Annotated in this window: 14 protein-coding genes; 4 read left to right on the forward strand and 10 right to left on the reverse strand. The window is 45.3% G+C overall.

Annotated features, from left to right (window positions below; genetic code table 11):
• Positions 1 to 465 precede the first annotated feature (465 nt).
• Entirely contained in the window at positions 466 to 1,947 is a 1,482-nt protein-coding gene (locus J6I44_RS03480; RefSeq protein WP_265764593.1) for a cryptochrome/DNA photolyase family protein, read from the reverse strand.
• A 150-nt stretch (positions 1,948 to 2,097) separates the two neighbouring features.
• Between J6I44_RS03480 and J6I44_RS03485 the strand changes: the two genes are divergently transcribed.
• The 3 genes from J6I44_RS03485 to J6I44_RS03495 all read left to right on the forward strand — a co-directional run bounded on the left by J6I44_RS03485 (position 2,098) and on the right by J6I44_RS03495 (position 4,968).
• The gene (locus J6I44_RS03485) at positions 2,098 to 3,102 is read left to right on the forward strand and encodes an arabinan endo-1,5-alpha-L-arabinosidase (RefSeq protein WP_265764595.1); all 1,005 of its coding nucleotides are present in this window, start codon (positions 2,098 to 2,100) and stop codon (positions 3,100 to 3,102) included.
• A 39-nt stretch (positions 3,103 to 3,141) separates the two neighbouring features.
• Entirely contained in the window at positions 3,142 to 4,218 is a 1,077-nt protein-coding gene (locus tag J6I44_RS03490; protein WP_265764596.1) for a family 43 glycosylhydrolase, read from the forward strand.
• A 78-nt stretch (positions 4,219 to 4,296) separates the two neighbouring features.
• Complete coding sequence (locus J6I44_RS03495) at positions 4,297 to 4,968, forward strand: HAD family hydrolase (RefSeq protein ID WP_265764597.1); 672 nt, start codon at positions 4,297 to 4,299, stop codon at positions 4,966 to 4,968.
• Positions 4,969 to 5,077: 109 nt separating this feature from the next.
• On the opposite strand, the gene rfbB is transcribed toward J6I44_RS03495, so the two are convergent.
• The 8 genes from rfbB to alaS all read right to left on the reverse strand — a co-directional run bounded on the left by rfbB (position 5,078) and on the right by alaS (position 14,926).
• On the reverse strand, positions 5,078 to 6,076 hold the full coding sequence (gene rfbB / locus J6I44_RS03500) for a dTDP-glucose 4,6-dehydratase (RefSeq protein ID WP_265764598.1): 999 nt from the start codon (positions 6,074 to 6,076) through the stop codon (positions 5,078 to 5,080).
• A 96-nt stretch (positions 6,077 to 6,172) separates the two neighbouring features.
• Entirely contained in the window at positions 6,173 to 6,718 is a 546-nt protein-coding gene (gene rfbC / locus J6I44_RS03505; RefSeq protein WP_265764599.1) for a dTDP-4-dehydrorhamnose 3,5-epimerase, read from the reverse strand.
• A gap of 81 nt (positions 6,719 to 6,799) precedes the next feature.
• A complete protein-coding gene (gene rfbD, locus J6I44_RS03510; RefSeq protein WP_265764600.1) occupies positions 6,800 to 7,687 on the reverse strand; it encodes a dTDP-4-dehydrorhamnose reductase in 888 nt (295 codons plus the stop codon).
• On the reverse strand, positions 7,687 to 8,394 hold the full coding sequence (locus J6I44_RS03515) for a sugar phosphate nucleotidyltransferase (protein WP_265764601.1): 708 nt from the start codon (positions 8,392 to 8,394) through the stop codon (positions 7,687 to 7,689). Before J6I44_RS03515 ends, rfbD begins: the two co-directional genes overlap by 1 nt.
• 140 nt (positions 8,395 to 8,534) lie before the next feature.
• Positions 8,535 to 9,773 (reverse strand): pyruvate dehydrogenase complex dihydrolipoamide acetyltransferase, encoded by a 1,239-nt coding sequence (locus J6I44_RS03520; protein ID WP_265764602.1) that lies wholly within the window; start codon positions 9,771 to 9,773, stop codon positions 8,535 to 8,537.
• 96 nt (positions 9,774 to 9,869) lie between these two features.
• Positions 9,870 to 10,853 (reverse strand): pyruvate dehydrogenase complex E1 component subunit beta, encoded by a 984-nt coding sequence (locus tag J6I44_RS03525; RefSeq protein ID WP_265764603.1) that lies wholly within the window; start codon positions 10,851 to 10,853, stop codon positions 9,870 to 9,872.
• 145 nt (positions 10,854 to 10,998) lie between these two features.
• Complete coding sequence (gene pdhA / locus J6I44_RS03530; protein ID WP_265764604.1) at positions 10,999 to 12,105, reverse strand: pyruvate dehydrogenase (acetyl-transferring) E1 component subunit alpha; 1,107 nt, start codon at positions 12,103 to 12,105, stop codon at positions 10,999 to 11,001.
• A gap of 145 nt (positions 12,106 to 12,250) precedes the next feature.
• The gene (gene alaS / locus J6I44_RS03535) at positions 12,251 to 14,926 is read right to left on the reverse strand and encodes an alanine--tRNA ligase (protein ID WP_265764605.1); all 2,676 of its coding nucleotides are present in this window, start codon (positions 14,924 to 14,926) and stop codon (positions 12,251 to 12,253) included.
• 136 nt (positions 14,927 to 15,062) lie between these two features.
• Here alaS and J6I44_RS03540 point away from each other — a divergent pair, with 136 nt between their 5' ends.
• Positions 15,063 to 15,644, forward strand: a complete 582-nt coding sequence (locus J6I44_RS03540) for a DUF502 domain-containing protein (RefSeq protein ID WP_265764607.1) — start codon at positions 15,063 to 15,065, stop codon at positions 15,642 to 15,644.
• Positions 15,645 to 15,683: 39 nt separating this feature from the next.
• On the opposite strand, the gene J6I44_RS03545 is transcribed toward J6I44_RS03540, so the two are convergent.
• Positions 15,684 to 16,610: an FAD-binding oxidoreductase gene (locus tag J6I44_RS03545; protein ID WP_265764608.1), complete on the reverse strand. Its 927-nt coding sequence runs from the start codon at positions 16,608 to 16,610 to the stop codon at positions 15,684 to 15,686.
• Positions 16,611 to 16,868: the final 258 nt, after the last annotated feature.

Here is a 16,868-nt window from a genome sequence, read left to right on the forward strand (position 1 = left end):
CTGTCATCAATTCCCTACTCTTTTATTCCACCACTTTATCCGGTCTTTTTATATCTGCCCTAAATACTGCTTCTGAAAGCAATGCGCATTGCTCTATGAACTTATAGGCATAAGTTCGCAGACTTATGCGCATAAGTTGTTCCTTTTATAGGCATAAAAATAAATCGAATGCCTATAAAATATTTCACTGGCAGGCATCGGCGTTTTCAGCCTCTCTGGGCCCTTTTAGAGTTAAGCGTGTGTAACAAGAAAGATGACCGTCCAATAGCTTTGGATAACGGTGGTTAATCTTGTAGCAACCCCCTGATAGCATCCTGGGCTTCAGATTGAGCGTAATCCCGATAATTCGGGATAAATATATGCCATCCCGATGGTTGCCTCTGCTGTAATAAACGTAGAGACGCATCGCATGCGTCTCTGTAGTGGAATAACAGTCCTACAAGGGCCGTATTTCAAAGCCTCCTACTAAATATCCAGCGCTTTTTGGCTGCCGTATGTCTTTAGATAGTTGTCCAGTTTCAGCTTCCGGCAGGCGCTTTGGCTGGTCATATAGCGTGTTTTTCCAAAGATAGGACGCTCCTGCCAGGCACGGTCGAACCGACCGAAACACCAAAAGATGCCCGAATAGCTGTTGGGATCACGGCCATCAATAGCATACTTATTGTTTAATTCGATAAGGTAAGCCAAGGCAATTTCCGGGTCGGGGGTCCACTGCATCACCTTCTTGCCCCACAACATTCGCAGATAGTTATGCATAATGCCCTCTTCCCTGAGCTGGGTCTGTGCGGCATTCCAGAGCTCATCGTGCGTTTGAGAGTGCGCGAGCTCCTCCAACTCATAAATATACTCCCGTTCATCATGTTTATGCGCTTCCAGGGTCTCCAGGGCCCAGTCGGGCAATGATTCATACTGATCGTAGGCCGGCTCATGATGCGCAAAGTGAAAGCCTACCTCCCGCCACGTAATCACTTCATCCAGGAAGCTATCTACATTGGGATCTCCATTGAAAAAGCCCCCGGTGGATCCGCCGTTAAAGGTAATGTTATCCAGATCCCAATTCTTCGGCTGATGCTCAAGCACGGCCTTTACGATCTCGTACTCCGATATCTTTCCAAAGTGCAGCCAGGGACTCATGCCGCTGGTGGCGTCTGCATCCGGGTCGTTGCGCTTGTCATCGTAGTGCTTCAGGTTATACTGAATGAAACTACCCAGCTGACCCAAAGCGGCCTGACGGGTTCCTTTAATATCAATGGGGCTCACCTCATGATCGATATCCAGCGTGGCAATAAACTCCTCCGGATGAGCAATGCGTTCCAGGCTTTTTGCTCTTATTTGCTGCTGTTCTTTGGTCCATTTAATAGCAGACTGGTTTTCTAAGTCCTCCAAAGGATGCTGCTTTGGAGGGGAAGTGAAACATTCCACAAAATGCTTCTGCATTATCTTACGAAAGAAATAGGCATTGTAGGGCGCCTTCTCCGTTAGGCCAAGCGGAATGAGTCCATTAGAATCAACGGTAATAAAAGCGATATTCAGCTCTTCAGCCAAATTGTTGTTACGATCCCGGATAAAATACACTGGGTATTCATCGGTAATCAGGCAGCAGGCGTTATCGAAGATGTCATTCAATATAGCCCGACTTTGGCCGGCTTCATCTTCTACAACGGGCAGCAAGTTAAACCCTTTTTGCTCGGCCCGTTCTACATGCTCAGCCATCCCTTCCAGGTAGAATGTATGAATGCGATCCGAAACCCAGTGATAGTCGCAGCTTAATTCCTCATAAATGAGCAGCGGCTTATCCAGTTTATTCGCCCAGGCTACCGCATATTCAAGGGCATAATTATACTGTAGTCGATGGCTCGTTTGCGTCCAGTACACCACATAGTCTCCGTCGGGTGAAGGATCATATTCGTTCCGCTTAAATACGCGATGGCTGTTGATGTTCTGCATGTAGCATGCGTTTTGAGTTTGTAATTGGAAGTGGTAACACCATTCCCCCTGACGACATTCCTTAACTTCTACGTCACTGAAAATGATTTGCAAAATTTGCGAGAAATGGCTATCAATAAATGTTCTTAAAACACTTATAAATAATACTATATGCCTTTAACTTTTAAGCAATGGTTTTTCCTTATTTTCCTATGCATGGTGTCTTCGATTGGCATGGCACAATCAGAGAAAAATGCTATTCGCGTTCATGATCCGGTTATGGTTCAACAGGATGACAGCTATTACCTCTTTGCCACCGGTAGAGGAATTGCTGTTTGGTCTTCGCCCGATATGAAGGATTGGAAACGTGAAGAATCGGTTTTTGAAGAAGCTCCGCAGTGGACATTAGATATGAATCCAGATTTTAGAAACCATATCTGGGCCCCTGACATTGCCGAATATAACGGCACTTATTATCTCTATTATTCCGTATCTCAGTTTGGACGCAACAAATCGGCCATTGGTGTAGTAACGAATGAAACGATGAATCCCAACGACCCCAATTATGAGTGGGTTGATCACGGACCCGTCGTGCAGTCGGTTCCGGGGCGCGACCTTTGGAATGCCATCGATCCAAACTTGTCCTTTGATGATGAGGGTACGCCCTGGCTTTCTTTTGGATCGTACTGGCGTGGAATCAAGATTGTACAACTTAAGAAGAATCTGACAGAAATTACTACTTCTCCGCAGTCCTGGCGTACGATCGCCTCCCGGCACCGTTATTGGAAACTGGATGTACGCGATGCCGGCAATAAGTCCAGTGGGGATATCGAAGCTCCGTTTATCTTTAAAAAGAACGGCTTCTATTATCTGTTTGCCTCTTGGGATCGCTGCTGCGCCGGCAAGGAAAGTACGTATAAAGTAGTGGTTGGTCGATCCGAAAACATCACTGGTCCCTACCTGGATAAAACCGATAAGAAGATGATTCATGGGGGCGGTACCCTGGTAACCAAAGGGAACAAAAAATGGGCCGCAGTGGGTCATCAGGCCGCTTATACGTTTGATGATACTGATTATCTAATCTTCCACGGCTATGACAATGAAGATGACGGAGATGCCAAACTTATCATCAGAGAAATTGAGTGGACCGATGGATGGCCTGCGGTGAAGCTTTAAGAACAATAAATGACTTTTAACTAATAACTAATTTTCGATATGAATTCTTTCCTTAAAACAATAGCTATTTTCCTCTTGTTAGGAATTTGCACATCTCCATTAAAAGCACAACTCGACTATGAACAGATTCCCATTCATGATCCGGTTATGATTGAGCACGAAGGCACCTACTACGCTTTTAGCACCGGTAAAGGGATTGCCGTATGGTCTTCTCCTGACATGAAAGAATGGACCGCTGAAGCGCCGGTTTTTGAGGAAGCCCCCGACTGGTCTTTTGAGCTTGTCCCCGATTTTGATAATGTGGAATGGGCCCCAGACATCGCTGAGCACGATGGCACATTTTATCTTTATTATTCAGTATCCCAATTTGGCCGCAACAATTCGGCCATTGGCGTAGCTACGAATGAGACGCTGAATCCCGAAGATCCAAATTATGAATGGATTGATCACGGACCTGTTGTGCAGTCGGTTCCCGGTCGCGATATGTGGAATGCTATCGATCCCAACCTCGCCTTTGATGACAGTGGTACCCCTTGGCTCTCCTTCGGTTCGTTCTGGATGGGTCTAAAGATTGTAAAATTACAGGATAACCTGACGGAGATTGTTGAAGATCCACAAGAACAAGAGTGGCATACCATTGCAGCCCGCCACCGTAACTGGAAAGTGGATGAACGCGATGCCGGTGATGCCGCCAATCCCGAGCTCGACTACGAAGAACTCTATTCCAGTGACCTGCTCGAGGCAAATCAGAATATGGAAAACGGAGCGGTAGAAGCCCCCTTTATCTTCAAAAAGAATGGCTATAACTATCTTTTTGTATCCATGGATCGGTGCTGCCGGGGACTTGAAAGCAGTTACAAAATTAAGGTGGGACGTTCAAAGAATATTACAGGTCCATATTTGGATAAAAGTGGCGATAAACTCGTTCACGGCGGCGGTACGCTCATTGCCAAAGAAAATGAAGACTGGGCTGCAGTCGGCCATCAGGCAGCGTACACCTTCGACGGTACCGACTACCTGATCTTCCACGGCTATGATAAATCTGACGAAGGTAAGGCCAAGCTGATTATTCGGGAGATCCAATGGAACGACGGCTGGCCTGAGGTTTCTTTATAATCTTGGAAACCTTTCCGTAAGACAAATCGTTGCTAAGATCTACATATTCTTCATATCAACAGATAACAACATTTTAAGATGGCAACTATCCCCGGTGTAATTTTCGATATGGATGGTGTAATTGTGCACAGCAATCCCGCTCATAAAGAGGCAATCCAAATTTTTTGCGAAAAGCATAATTTGGATGTATCCGACCCCCTGCTTGAAAACAAGGTGTATGGTCGTACGAATAAAGAATGGATCCCTGAAGTGTTTGGAGATATCAGTGCAGAAAAGCTCAAGAAGCTTGCCGATGATAAAGAGCAGCTCTTCCGGGATATTTTTGAGCCTGAGGAGAATATCGTATCGGGCATTCACGACTTTCTGGATCGGCTCAAAGAAAACGACATCCCGATGGCCGTGGCGACCTCCGCTCCCGGTGAAAATGCGGACTATATTTTGTCCAGCCTTTCCATAACATCGTACTTTGATACCGTATTGGATTCCTCAGACGTAACGATTGGAAAGCCCCATCCTGAGGTTTATCGAAAGGCGGCTAAAGCCCTCGGAAAAACGCCAGAAGATACCATCGTATTTGAGGATTCTATTGCAGGTGTCAAGGCCGGACTTTCCGCAGGAGCTTCGGTCGTAGGCGTAACAACTACGCACACGACAGATGAATTTGACCCTTGCCATCTGTTTATTGAGAACTTTGAGTCTTTGGAAGTTCAACAACTTTCTGAACTATCCCGGGAGCGGCTGGCACAGTAGGTGAGCCACGAGCTCTATCCAAAGCGAATTTGATAACCTAAAGGTAGTACAAATTACGTTTTTAGCCTGGCTGCTCTGATAGCTGCGGTTATTTTTCAGGGCAGCCAGCTTATTGATATCGTTCAATATACCAATCTATGGTTTCGGTGAGCCGCTCGCTGAAGGCATCTTCGGGGCTCCATCCCAGTTTCCGTTTAATTTTTGAGGCATCAATGGCATAGCGGAAATCATGGCCGGGACGATCCGTTACAAAGGTAATGAGGTTTTGGTAATCTCCTATCGATTGTTGGGGTGCTTCTTGATTCAAGATGGTACAAATCTGCCGGACCAATTCGATATTTTTCCATTCATTATCACCTCCAATCACATAGGTTTCTCCGGCTTTACCTTCTTTATAAACTACTTCCAACGCCCTGCAATGATCCCTGACATATAGCCAGTCCCGCACATTTTCCCCCTTTCCATAAACGGGAATATCCTCACCCTTGAGGGCCGTTCTAATAACCGTCGGGATAAGCTTTTCATCATGCTGATGCGGACCAAAGTTATTAGAGCAATTGGTCGTCACAACATCCATGCCATAGGTGTGGAAATAAGACCGTACAATAAAATCGCTGCTGGCTTTGGACGCAGAGTAGGGTGAGTTGGGGGCATACGGGCTTTCTTCCGAAAAGGCGCCCTCATCACCAAGTTCTCCATACACCTCGTCCGTTGAAACATGCAAAAAGCGGTGGGGTTTCCAACTATTATCATCTTGTTTCCAGAACTGGCGACATTCCTCGATTAAGTTAAAGGTTCCAACCACATTCGATTGAATAAACGGTTCAGGCCCCTTTATAGAATTGTCCACATGCGATTCCGCGGCCAAGTGAAAAACCCCATCAGGCTTATAGGTACGTATGATATCTCGCACTGCCTCCCTGTCAACAATATCCATCTTTTTAAATGTATACCGATTAGAATTCCTGATAGAATTCAGGTAAGAAAGGTCCGAGGCGTAGCCCAGCTTATCAATATTCAAAAAATGAGCATCCGGATATTTTTCATACAGATAACAAAGTAGATTAGATCCAATAAATCCCGCACCGCCCGTAACTATAATATTCATTGTGATATTATTTTAAGTAACATTAGATAACTAGCTACCGTAACTTCTTTGTCATGCTAAACCTGTTTCAGCATCTAAAAAGCACCATTTTAGTCTTTAAAATAAATCCTGCTTGGCAATCTCTTTGAGTAATGGCTGCTGCTGATCCTTTTCAGAGACAATAGGACTCTTAATCTGCCAATTAATTCCCAGCTCAGGATCATTCCAGCGTAACCCTCGTTCGCCTTCCGGAAAGTAATAATCACTGCATTTGTAATAAACCAGTGCTTCTTCAGATAGCACCGAAAATCCGTGGGCAAATCCTTTGGGAATAAAAAGCTGGTGTCTGTTTCTTTCCCATAGTTCTACCGCCGTGTGTTGACCAAATGTTGGGCTATCAAAGCGCAGATCAACAGCCACATCTAAAATGCGTCCCTGCATCACCATCAGCAATTTGTCCTGTTGCTGTTCAATTTGGTAGTGCAGCCCCCGCACCGTATTTTGTTGCGATTTGGAAAGATTATCCTGTACAAAATGGGTATCAATGCCCCGCTTCCGAAGATGCTCTTCACGATAAGTTTCCAGGAAGAAACCCCGCTTGTCCCTATAGACTTCTGGTTTTAGCAAAAGAACATCTTCAATATTAGTCGATACTATTTCCATGAACTATATTATCGTTTCTCAATGGTATATCTGACTGCGAATATAGGATTTTACAACCTCAATTGCAGAAGCTGCTACCATTTAGCCCTCTTTTGCTTGAGATTCCAGTTCTTCAAGCATCGATTTGAGTCCCAGCTTCCAGTCAATAACTTTGGTGCCCGCAACAGCTTTAACTTTGTTCGTATTAAGCTTAGAAAAATGAGGGCGTTTAGCAGCAGTGGGAAACTGATCGGAAGAAACCGGTTGTACTTCCACATTCACACTGGCTGCTTCGAAAGTTGCGCGGGCAAAATCGTACCAGGTTATCAGTCCCTTCGAAGTAATGTGATAGGTTCCACTTTGGCCGGCTTCAAGCAATTGCCAAGTATTAAAGACCACATTCTCCGTAAACGCAGGACTTCCCCATTGATCATTCACCACTTGCAGCTGATCCCGCTCCCGGCCAAGCATTAACATCGTCTTTACAAAGTTTGCTCCATAGGCACCACACAACCAGGACACCCGGACAATGAGGTGCCTACAACCGGATGAACGAATTCCCTCTTCCCCTTTTAGCTTCGTTTCACCGTAATAATTAATAGCATTGGTCGGATAGTCTTCGGGGTAACCACCCGGCAAATTATCACGATCATCCAAGCTGCCCGGAAAAACGTAATCCGTTGAATAATGGATAAGCATACAATCCAAATCGGAACATATCTCAGCTAAAGAAGCTACCGCTTCTGCATTCACCTTTAAGGCTGTATCACGGTGCTCTTCAGCGCCATCCACATCCGTATATGCCGCACAATTAATAACGACATCGGCTTCCTGTTGTTCTAGTTCATGCGCCAGTTCTTCCTCGTTCGTTATATCAAGCTGAGAAGAAGTATATGGAAGGAGCAGATGATCAGCGCTGGCCTGCTTATTAAAAAATACCTGCCACTCTTGCCCCAGCTGTCCGGATGCCCCCAGTAAAACTATCTTCATTATTCGCTGCCTCCAACCAGTTCATTAGCCCGCTTATATGATCCCGGCGTTCCGGCATCGGTCCACCAGCCTTCGAGGAGTGAAAACCGCATCGCTTGCTGCCTGATGTACTTATTATTGACATCCGTAATTTCAAGCTCATCGCGATCCGACGGCTCCAGCGTGCGAATGTAGTCAAAAACCTGCGCATCATACATATATACCCCCGTTACTGCTAAATTACTCTTCGGATTATCCGGCTTTTCTTCGATGCCAATTATTTTATCTCCTTCTACCTCTGCAACACCAAATCGCTCTGGGTCCTCCACTTCCTTCAGCAAGATTTGCGCTCCGGTACCCGGATAATCGTCCAATGCTTTTTGCAGAGAAGTTTTAAAGATATTGTCCCCGAGAATAACCGTCATATTATCCTGACCCACAAAATTTTCAGCCAGTCCCAGCGCCTGGGCAATACCACCGGCCTCATCCTGAACCTTATACGTAAAACGACAACCGAAGTCTTTGCCCGAGCCCAACAGGTTAACCACATCCCCCATATGCTCGGTGCCTGTGACCACTAAAATTTCTTCAATCCCTGCCTCCGTCAATTTCTGTATGGGATGGTAAATCATCGGTTGCTCACCCACAGGTAGCAAGTGTTTATTGGTAACTTTGGTCAATGGATACAAACGAGAGCCGGTTCCCCCGGCCAGTATGATTCCTTTCATAATAAACAGCTCAAATTATGTCTTCTGCAATTTAGAATATTATTTCAGCTTTATAGACTTTAACAATAATCTCGATATATACAAAAGGCCCTGAGCCATAAGGTTCAGAGCCTTTTAAACTTAAAACAGTTTTTTTTAGCTTATAACACCAAGCCAAGCGGATTTTCCAGCATCTGACGAAGGGTACTCAGGAATTGAGCAGCCATAGCTCCATCCACAATGCGGTGATCACTTGAGAGTGTCATCTTCATGCGTTTACCGGGTACTACTTCTCCATCTTCTACGACAGGCACTTCTTTAATCGCCCCAACCGCTAAAATACAAGCATTCGGTGGATTAATAATGGCCGTAAATTCTTCAATACCAAACATGCCCAGGTTACTGACAGTGAACGTACTGCCTTCCATCTCTTCGGGCTGCAGGTCCCGATTACGTGCTTTCTCAGCCAGTTCTCGTGTCTCTTGGCCAATCTGCTGTAATCCTTTCTGATCGGTATTGTTGATTACGGGTGTTACCAGTCCTTCATCGATAGCCACAGCAACAGCCACATTTACATCGCCATGTTCTACAATCTTATCTCCGTACCAAGAACTGTTGATTTCCGGGTGCTTGCGGAGAGCCGCTGCACAAGCTTTAACTACGATATCGTTGAAGCTTATCTTGGTCTCACTGATTTCATTTACCTGCTTCCGGGCATCCCACACCGGTTGCATGTCAACTTCAATAGTTTCATAATAATGGGGATTGCTATACTTACTTTCAGCCAGACGGCGAGCAATAGTCTTGCGCATCTGTGATACGCGATGCTCTTTATCTTCGCGGGATACTGTAGCAGCAGCGGGCGCTTTGCTCGGCTCATAGCTCTCAATATCGCGCTTGATAATTCGTCCGTGTGGGCCACTACCCTTCACATTTGAAAGCTTAATGTCCTGATCCTCTGCCATTTTCCGAGCCAGAGGCGAGGCTTTTATTCGACCATTATCTGCAGTTGTTTGTTGTTCACCGTCTTCATCCAGGTCTTCAAAAACGGGGTCATAGTCTTCCTCTTCCTGTGTCTCATCAGCCGTCTCTTGCTCTTCCGTGTCATCCGAAGATGAACCAGAGGACTGGGCCTCCTCCAGGATATCACTGATATCTTCTCCTTCTTCCCCAATAACGGCCATTGTCTTTCCCAAGGGAACGGCGTCACCTTCTTTAGCGAGTATTTTTAGGATAGTACCGGCATCAAAGACCTCTACTTCCATCGTGGCCTTGTCGGTTTCGACTTCCGCAATAATATCTCCGGATTCTACCTCATCTCCTTCCTGTACATTCCATTTCGCGATAACCCCTTCTTCCATGGTATCGCTCAACTTGGGCATTTCAACTTTTATAGCCATTGGTGTATAACTCTTAGTTTAAATTTAAAACGTTACAGCAAATTATCTTAATATCGGATCTGTGAGCTTGTTGGGAAATAGCTTCTTACCCACCTACTATTTACGATAGGTAACAGTATTTACCGCTTCGATTACATCAGCAGCATCCGGCAGCCATTCATCGAACAGATTTTTGGCAAAAGGGGCGCTGGTATCGGGCAGCGTCACTCGCTGAACAGGAGCATCCAGGTAATCAAAAGCTTCGCGCTGGATCAGGTAACCAACTTCAGCCGCCAAGCCTCCAAAAGGATGAGCTTCATCCACAATAACGCATCGATTCGTCTTTTTAATTGACTTGATAATCGTTTCAAGATCCAGCGGCTTAACGGTACGGGGATCAATAATTTCTATATCCACCCCTTCCTTTTCTAACTGCTTGGCCGCCTGTGTTGCCACATGGTACATTTTACCGTGGGCTACGACCGTTACATCACTCCCCTCCCGCTTCACTTTGGCTTTTCCAATTGGGATGGTAAAGTCTTCTTCGTCTGATACTTCCCCTTTAAGACCGTACATCTGCTCAGATTCCATGAACAACACGGGATTGGGATCGCGAATAGCTGATTTGAGCAGTCCTTTAGCATCTTCGGGCTCGGAAGTATAGATCACTTTCATTCCCGGAAAATGAGCATACATAGCATCATACGCGACCGAGTGGGTAGCGCTTAATTGACCCGCCGAAGCATTAGGACCACGGAAAACAATAGGAATCTCTACCTGTCCACCGGTCATATACCGGATTTTCGAAGCGTGATTTATAATTTGATCTGCTGCAAGTACAGCAAAGTTAAACGTCATGAATTCAATAATAGGACGCAATCCGTTCATAGCAGCTCCAACACCAATTCCGGAAAAACCGAGTTCGGCAATGGGGGTGTCAATCAGTCGCTTAGGGCCGTATTTATCCAGAAGCCCCTCGGTAACTTTATAAGCACCATCATACTCAGCGACTTCTTCACCCATTACAAAAATATCTTCGTCCTGTGCCATTTCTTCATCAATGGCGGCACGGATTGCTTCTCTGAATTGTAGTTCAGCCATAAATACGTTGTTCTTCTTAAAAGTTTTAGGGAGCTTAACTCCCGAAAATAAATAGTTACTAATGGTGGGAGGATTGCCTCCCTTTATACTTCATCTGGAGGGAAGAAGTCAGATGCTCTTACCTTCTGCCTCCAACTTCCAATTTCTATGTATGAAATGGATAATCATCTTCAACAAACACATCTTTATAAAGGTCGCTCTTCTCAGGAAAATCACTTTCCTCGGCAAAATCGATAGCCTCCATGACCCTATCTTCGATATCATCCTGAATTTCTTCAACTTTTCCTTCATCGATAATATCATTGTCGAGCAAATATTGTTTAATGCGCTCAACAGGATCCAGCTTTTCGTACTCTTTAAGCTCTTCTTTAGTACGATACTTCATCGGGTCAGACATGGAGTGTCCGCGGTAACGGTATGTGCGAATTTCTAACAACCAGGGATTTGAATTTTCCCGAATGTCTTCAGCAATTTCTTTCATCTTCTCATACACGGTAAACACGTCCATACCATTGATAACGGCGCTCTTCATTCCATAACCTTTAGCGCGGTCCACCAGCTCTCCTACCGAGTGCCGGTGTACGGCAGTTCCCATGGCATAGCCATTATTTTCGATAGCGAAGATACACGGGAGCCCCCAATTCTGGGCCATATTCATCGTTTCATGTAATACCCCTTGGTCCACAGCACCATCGCCCATAAACGAAGCGGTCACACGACCATTCTGCTTATATTTGTTCGCAAAGGCAATACCTCCACCCAACGGGATACTTCCGCCTACAATACCATGGCCGCCCCAAAAATGCTCTTCTACATTGGCAAAGTGCATGGAACCGCCCTTACCGCGGGAGCAACCGGTTACTTTTCCGTACAATTCGGCCATTCCCTCTTTTGGGCTAACACCACGTACCAGTCCCCATCCGTGATCACGGTAAGCAGTAATAATATCATCATCGTCATTCAGAGCAAATACCGTACCGGTAGAAATGGCTTCCTGCCCCATATACAGGTGAAGAAATCCACCAAATTTCCCCTTTTGATACATCTGCATGGCCCGCTCTTCAAACCGGCGTTGCAGATACATCTGCTCAAACATGGCGACCAGATCTTCTTCGGAGAGCCCGAGCGACTTATGTTTTTTCCGGGTAGGCGATGGCAACTCTGTACTCTTTTGAATTTTACCATTCGTAAGAATGCTCGTCCCCGACGGTGTAAACTGTATTTCCTGTGTATCTTTGTCTTTTTTAGCCATAATATCTACTTACGACAACAAACGTCGTCTCAACAATTAATATTAAAAATTCTCAGAAATCAGAGTGCCAGAATATACCTAAAATTATTGAAGATTACAGCCCACTTACGTTAAAAAACGTTAGGTGTAATATGAAAGGGCATAACTACCCTTCTTCTAAGGCCTTTTCAATGATTGCAGGAAGTTTATCAAACATCTCTGCAAGCTTCTCCGGCTTTCTTCCCCCTGCCGTTGCCAGATCGGGCTGACCACCGCCTCCGCCGCCCAGCATATTACCAAGCTGGCCAACCAGGGTACCAGCTTTGACGCCCTTTTCCTGAATAAGATCATCGGTGACAGCTGCTACAATATATACTTTACCTTCAGCTTCATCTTTTGCACCAAGAACGGTGATGGTCGCTTCTTTTTGCTTCTCGAGCGCATCATAGCCCAGCTGCTTGAGCAAATCCATGTCGGCTTGCTCTATTTCTCCATGAACCAACCGGGTACCATTTTCCAGCTCTACAGCAGCACTAAACAATGCGCTTAACTTTGATGCACTTTGCTGGTGTTGTAGTTTCTCTACTTCTCTTTCCAGTGCTTTACGATCCTCAATCAGCTGGTGGATATCCTTCACCAAATCTTCCGACTGACCTACTTCGGACCGAATCTGTTGCACTAAATTAAATTCTGACCGTAATAACTGATCCGCACTTTTGCCCACCTTGGCCTCAATGCGGCGAACGCCTGCAGCAGCAGATGACTCATTCAACAAACGGAAATAGCCAATTTCTCCGGTAGCATCAACGTGGGTACCTCCGCAAAGCTCCATAGAGTATTCGGGGCCGAACGTAATGACTCTCACCTTATCGCCATATTTTTCGCCAAACAACATGGTTGCACCACGTTCACGGGCCTCATCAATGGGCACCGCTCGCTGTTCATCTTTGGCGATATTCCGCTGGATTTTTTCATTAACAATTTCTTCAATTTCTTTAAGCTGATCGGAGGTAATCTGTTCGAAGTGAGAAAAATCAAATCGAAGATGATTTTCATCAACCAACGAACCCTTTTGTGCTACATGGTCGCCCAGTACTTTCTTGAGAGCGGCATGGACTAAGTGGGTAGCTGTATGATGCTTTCTTATCTCTCGGCGGCGTTCCTCATCGACCATCGCTTGCCAAACCCCTTCTGGGTTTTTGGGCAGGCTATCTACATAGTGGATATATCCATCGGGTGATTTCTTCACATCGCTGACCCGCAGGTGTTCTTCTCCATTGCTGATAATACCGGTATCGGCTACCTGTCCCCCGCTCTCAGCGTAAAAGGGAGTTCGATCCAAGATAATAGCATGCCGCCCCTCCCCTTTTCGAAGTGCTTTGATATGAGCTTCCGTGGAGCACTCATCATAGCCGGTAAATTCAAACTCATCGGAATCAGTAACGGTTATCCATTCTTTTTGTGAAGATTGATCTACATTAAACTTACCCGCAGCACGAGCGCGTTCTTTCTGCTCTTTCATACGAGCTCGGAATCCTTCCACATCCACTTCTAAGCCGCGTTCACGAGCCATAAGCTGCGTTAAATCAATTGGGAACCCATAGGTATCGTGTAGTTTGAAGGCCTCTTCACCCGTAATATGATCCTTATTTTCGGCCATTTCTTCAAAAAGCTGTATACCCTGGCCTAAAGTATTAAGGAAACTTTCTTCCTCAGCTCGTACCACATTCTCGACATACTCCTGCTGCTGAATGAGCACCGGAAAAACATCTGAAAACTGTTTGGCTAACACGGGGACCAGTCTATGGAAAAATGGCTCTTTCAGGTTCAGCTGATCCCAGCCATAACGAATGGCTCGCCGTAAAATGCGCCGCACTACATAACCCCGTCCGTCATTACCGGGAGATACCCCATCGGCCACCGAAAAACTTACGGCCCGGATATGATCGGCAATTACCCGCATTGCAATATCAGTTTGCTCATCTTCGCCATAGGTCACTTCAGCAAGGCTGCCAATTTTATCCAGAAGCGGCTCAAATAGATCGGTATCGTAATTTGAACGCTTACCCTGCAGCACCGCGCACATCCGTTCGAAGCCCATTCCCGTATCCACGTGCTGGGCAGGTAGTTTTTCCAGCGATCCGTCGGGTTGACGGTTAAACTGGATGAAAACCAAATTCCAAATTTCCATAACCTTGGGATCATCCATATTGACGAGCTCGGCACCCCGCTTTTGGGCACGCTCTTCGTCGGGACGCAGATCGACATGCACTTCAGAACAAGGTCCACAGGGACCGGTTTCGCCCATCTCCCAGAAGTTATCCGTTTTGTCAAATTTCAGGATATGATCTTCTGCAATATTGGTCTCTTCCTTCCACAGATCAATGGATTCCTGGTCAACGGGCAAGCCGTCATCTTCATCTCCTTCAAAAACCGTGGCATAGAGTCGGTCGGGATCCAGTTCCCAACGATCTACCAATAATTCCCAAGCCCAGCGGATGGCCTCACGTTTAAAATAATCTCCAAAAGACCAGTTCCCCAGCATCTCAAAAAGCGTGTGGTGATACGTATCCCGCCCTACTTCCTCCAGATCGTTATGCTTACCGCTTACGCGAATACATCGCTGGCTGTCAACAGCCCGTTTCCATGTTTCTCCATCTTTTTTATATCCCGGTTGTTCGCCCAGAAATATAGGTTTAAACTGGTTCATCCCCGCATTAGTAAATAGTAACGTGGGGTCGTCTTTGGGAGCTACAGGTGCACTCGGAACCTGAAGGTGCTGCTTCTCTTCAAAAAATTCCAGAAATTCCTGGCGTATCTGTGCAGAACTTTTGTGAGACATCTAAGGTATTGTTTACTGATTGCAGATTTTACAGACCGTTGAAAATAGTAAAAATTAATGTTGAACTCACGCCCAGAACTTACAAATTTAGGAAACGCCTTTTTTGCAAGAGTAATTTTAACCTTATTTCCCTATTATGCGTCCACTTTTGAACAACTTTTTTCGAGGGCTGCTTTTAGTTTTTCCCATCGGTGCCACGGTTTATATTATTTATTCGGCCGTAGTCTGGTCTAACAATGTACTTAACGATCTGTTGTTTGAGTGGTTGAGCGTAGACATTCCGGGATTAGGAATGATCACCGTCTTTCTTAGCATTTCATTAATCGGCTACATCTTTTCACTTACTTTTACCCGTCCCCTTGTCACCTATTTCGAGCAGTTACTTAAACAAGTGCCCATCATCAAAATTATTTATACGGCACTTAAGGATCTCACCGAAGCCTTTGTCGGAGATAAAAAACGATTTAACAAGCCCGTGATTGTCGATTTTGGTAATACCCAGGTAAAACGCATGGGGTTTGTGACTGAAGACGATTTAAAGGAACTGGACATTACCGGTATGGTAGCCGTGTACTGTCCCCATTCCTATAATTTTTCCGGGAATCTTTATTTCGTTCCCGCAGATAGCGTTCAACCACTAAATCTGGATTCCACGGATGCCATGAAATACATAGTCTCCGGGGGTATTACTTCTGTTGAGACAGATGCCGAAAGTTAGAGGTTGGAGGTTAGAAGCTTATAAACTCACAACTCAAAACTAGTATACTTCTACAAAAGTTCGTGCCGAAGGCTTAACATAGCGCTTAAGGTCGGTTTCATCCCACTCGTCCGGCGTTTTTCCGGAAGCAGGCTCACGAATATCCAAATATGGTGTCAATCCTTTCTTTCCTAATGCACGGTAGATACCCGCTTCCATGCCCTTAAGCCCACAGATGTACATCAAAGTGTTCTCCTTTTCCAGAACGGGATCAAACAGTTCCTCGTCATCCCAGAGGCAAGTCTGAACATACTTTTTGCTTCCATCGGCTCGGCGATCTTCCCGAGAGATGTATGGCAAATAATGGAAGTTAGGATATTCTTCATCCAATGACTGAAAGTAATCCGCATAGAGCAGATCTGTGCGGTACGGACATCCAAAAACCAACATAATGTCATTTTCGATGCCGGCATCTAACATCTCCATAATCATGCCACGATACGGGGCAATACCGGTTCCGGTAGCAAACATTACGTAGTTAAAATCAGTAGCATTCTCAGGAAGCAGAAAACGACGTCCACTGGGACCCGTCATTTTTACTGTGTCTCCGGGCTGAAGGTTGGCCAAATAATTGGAACAAACCCCTAAATAAAGTTCGTTATTATCAAATTCCTCAATCGTACGTTTTACGGTGGTAGAAACCAGATTAGCCTCACCATTTTCGCCTTCTGTAGGCGATGAAACAGAATACAGCCGCAACTTATGGGGACGACCTCGTTCATTCTCACCCGGAGGTAGAATCCCGATGGACTGACCAACCTGTACATGTCCTTCCAAATCAGTTCCCGCTATATCAAAGGTTACGTGGCGAACATAATTGGGGCTGCTCTCTTTGGTACAGATTCGATTTTCAACAATAGGAACTTCTACAGGATTTCTCGGAGTGTATATATTCAGTTCAACTTCGGGAAGCTTTATCTCAGGCATAACAAAAAGTGCAAAAAATGCTATTATTTAGATCAATTTTAAATGCCTATGAAATTGTAAAGCTTAGACCATAAAAACAAGTCTTAATTCGAATAATTTAAAATATTGTAAAAGTGAAGATATATCTGTTACAATACTGATGTATTTTTTCTGCAAAGTGGGTGCGCCCTCCTACCTTATGTTAACGCGCTGATAATAGGTTACTGCTCAATTAGAAAAGCCCATCCCAAATGAATGGCATGGGCTTAAATCAGAAGG

This window comes from Fodinibius salsisoli (assembly GCF_026229185.1).
In the GTDB taxonomy this organism is placed as follows: domain Bacteria; phylum Bacteroidota; class Rhodothermia; order Balneolales; family Balneolaceae; genus Fodinibius; species Fodinibius salsisoli.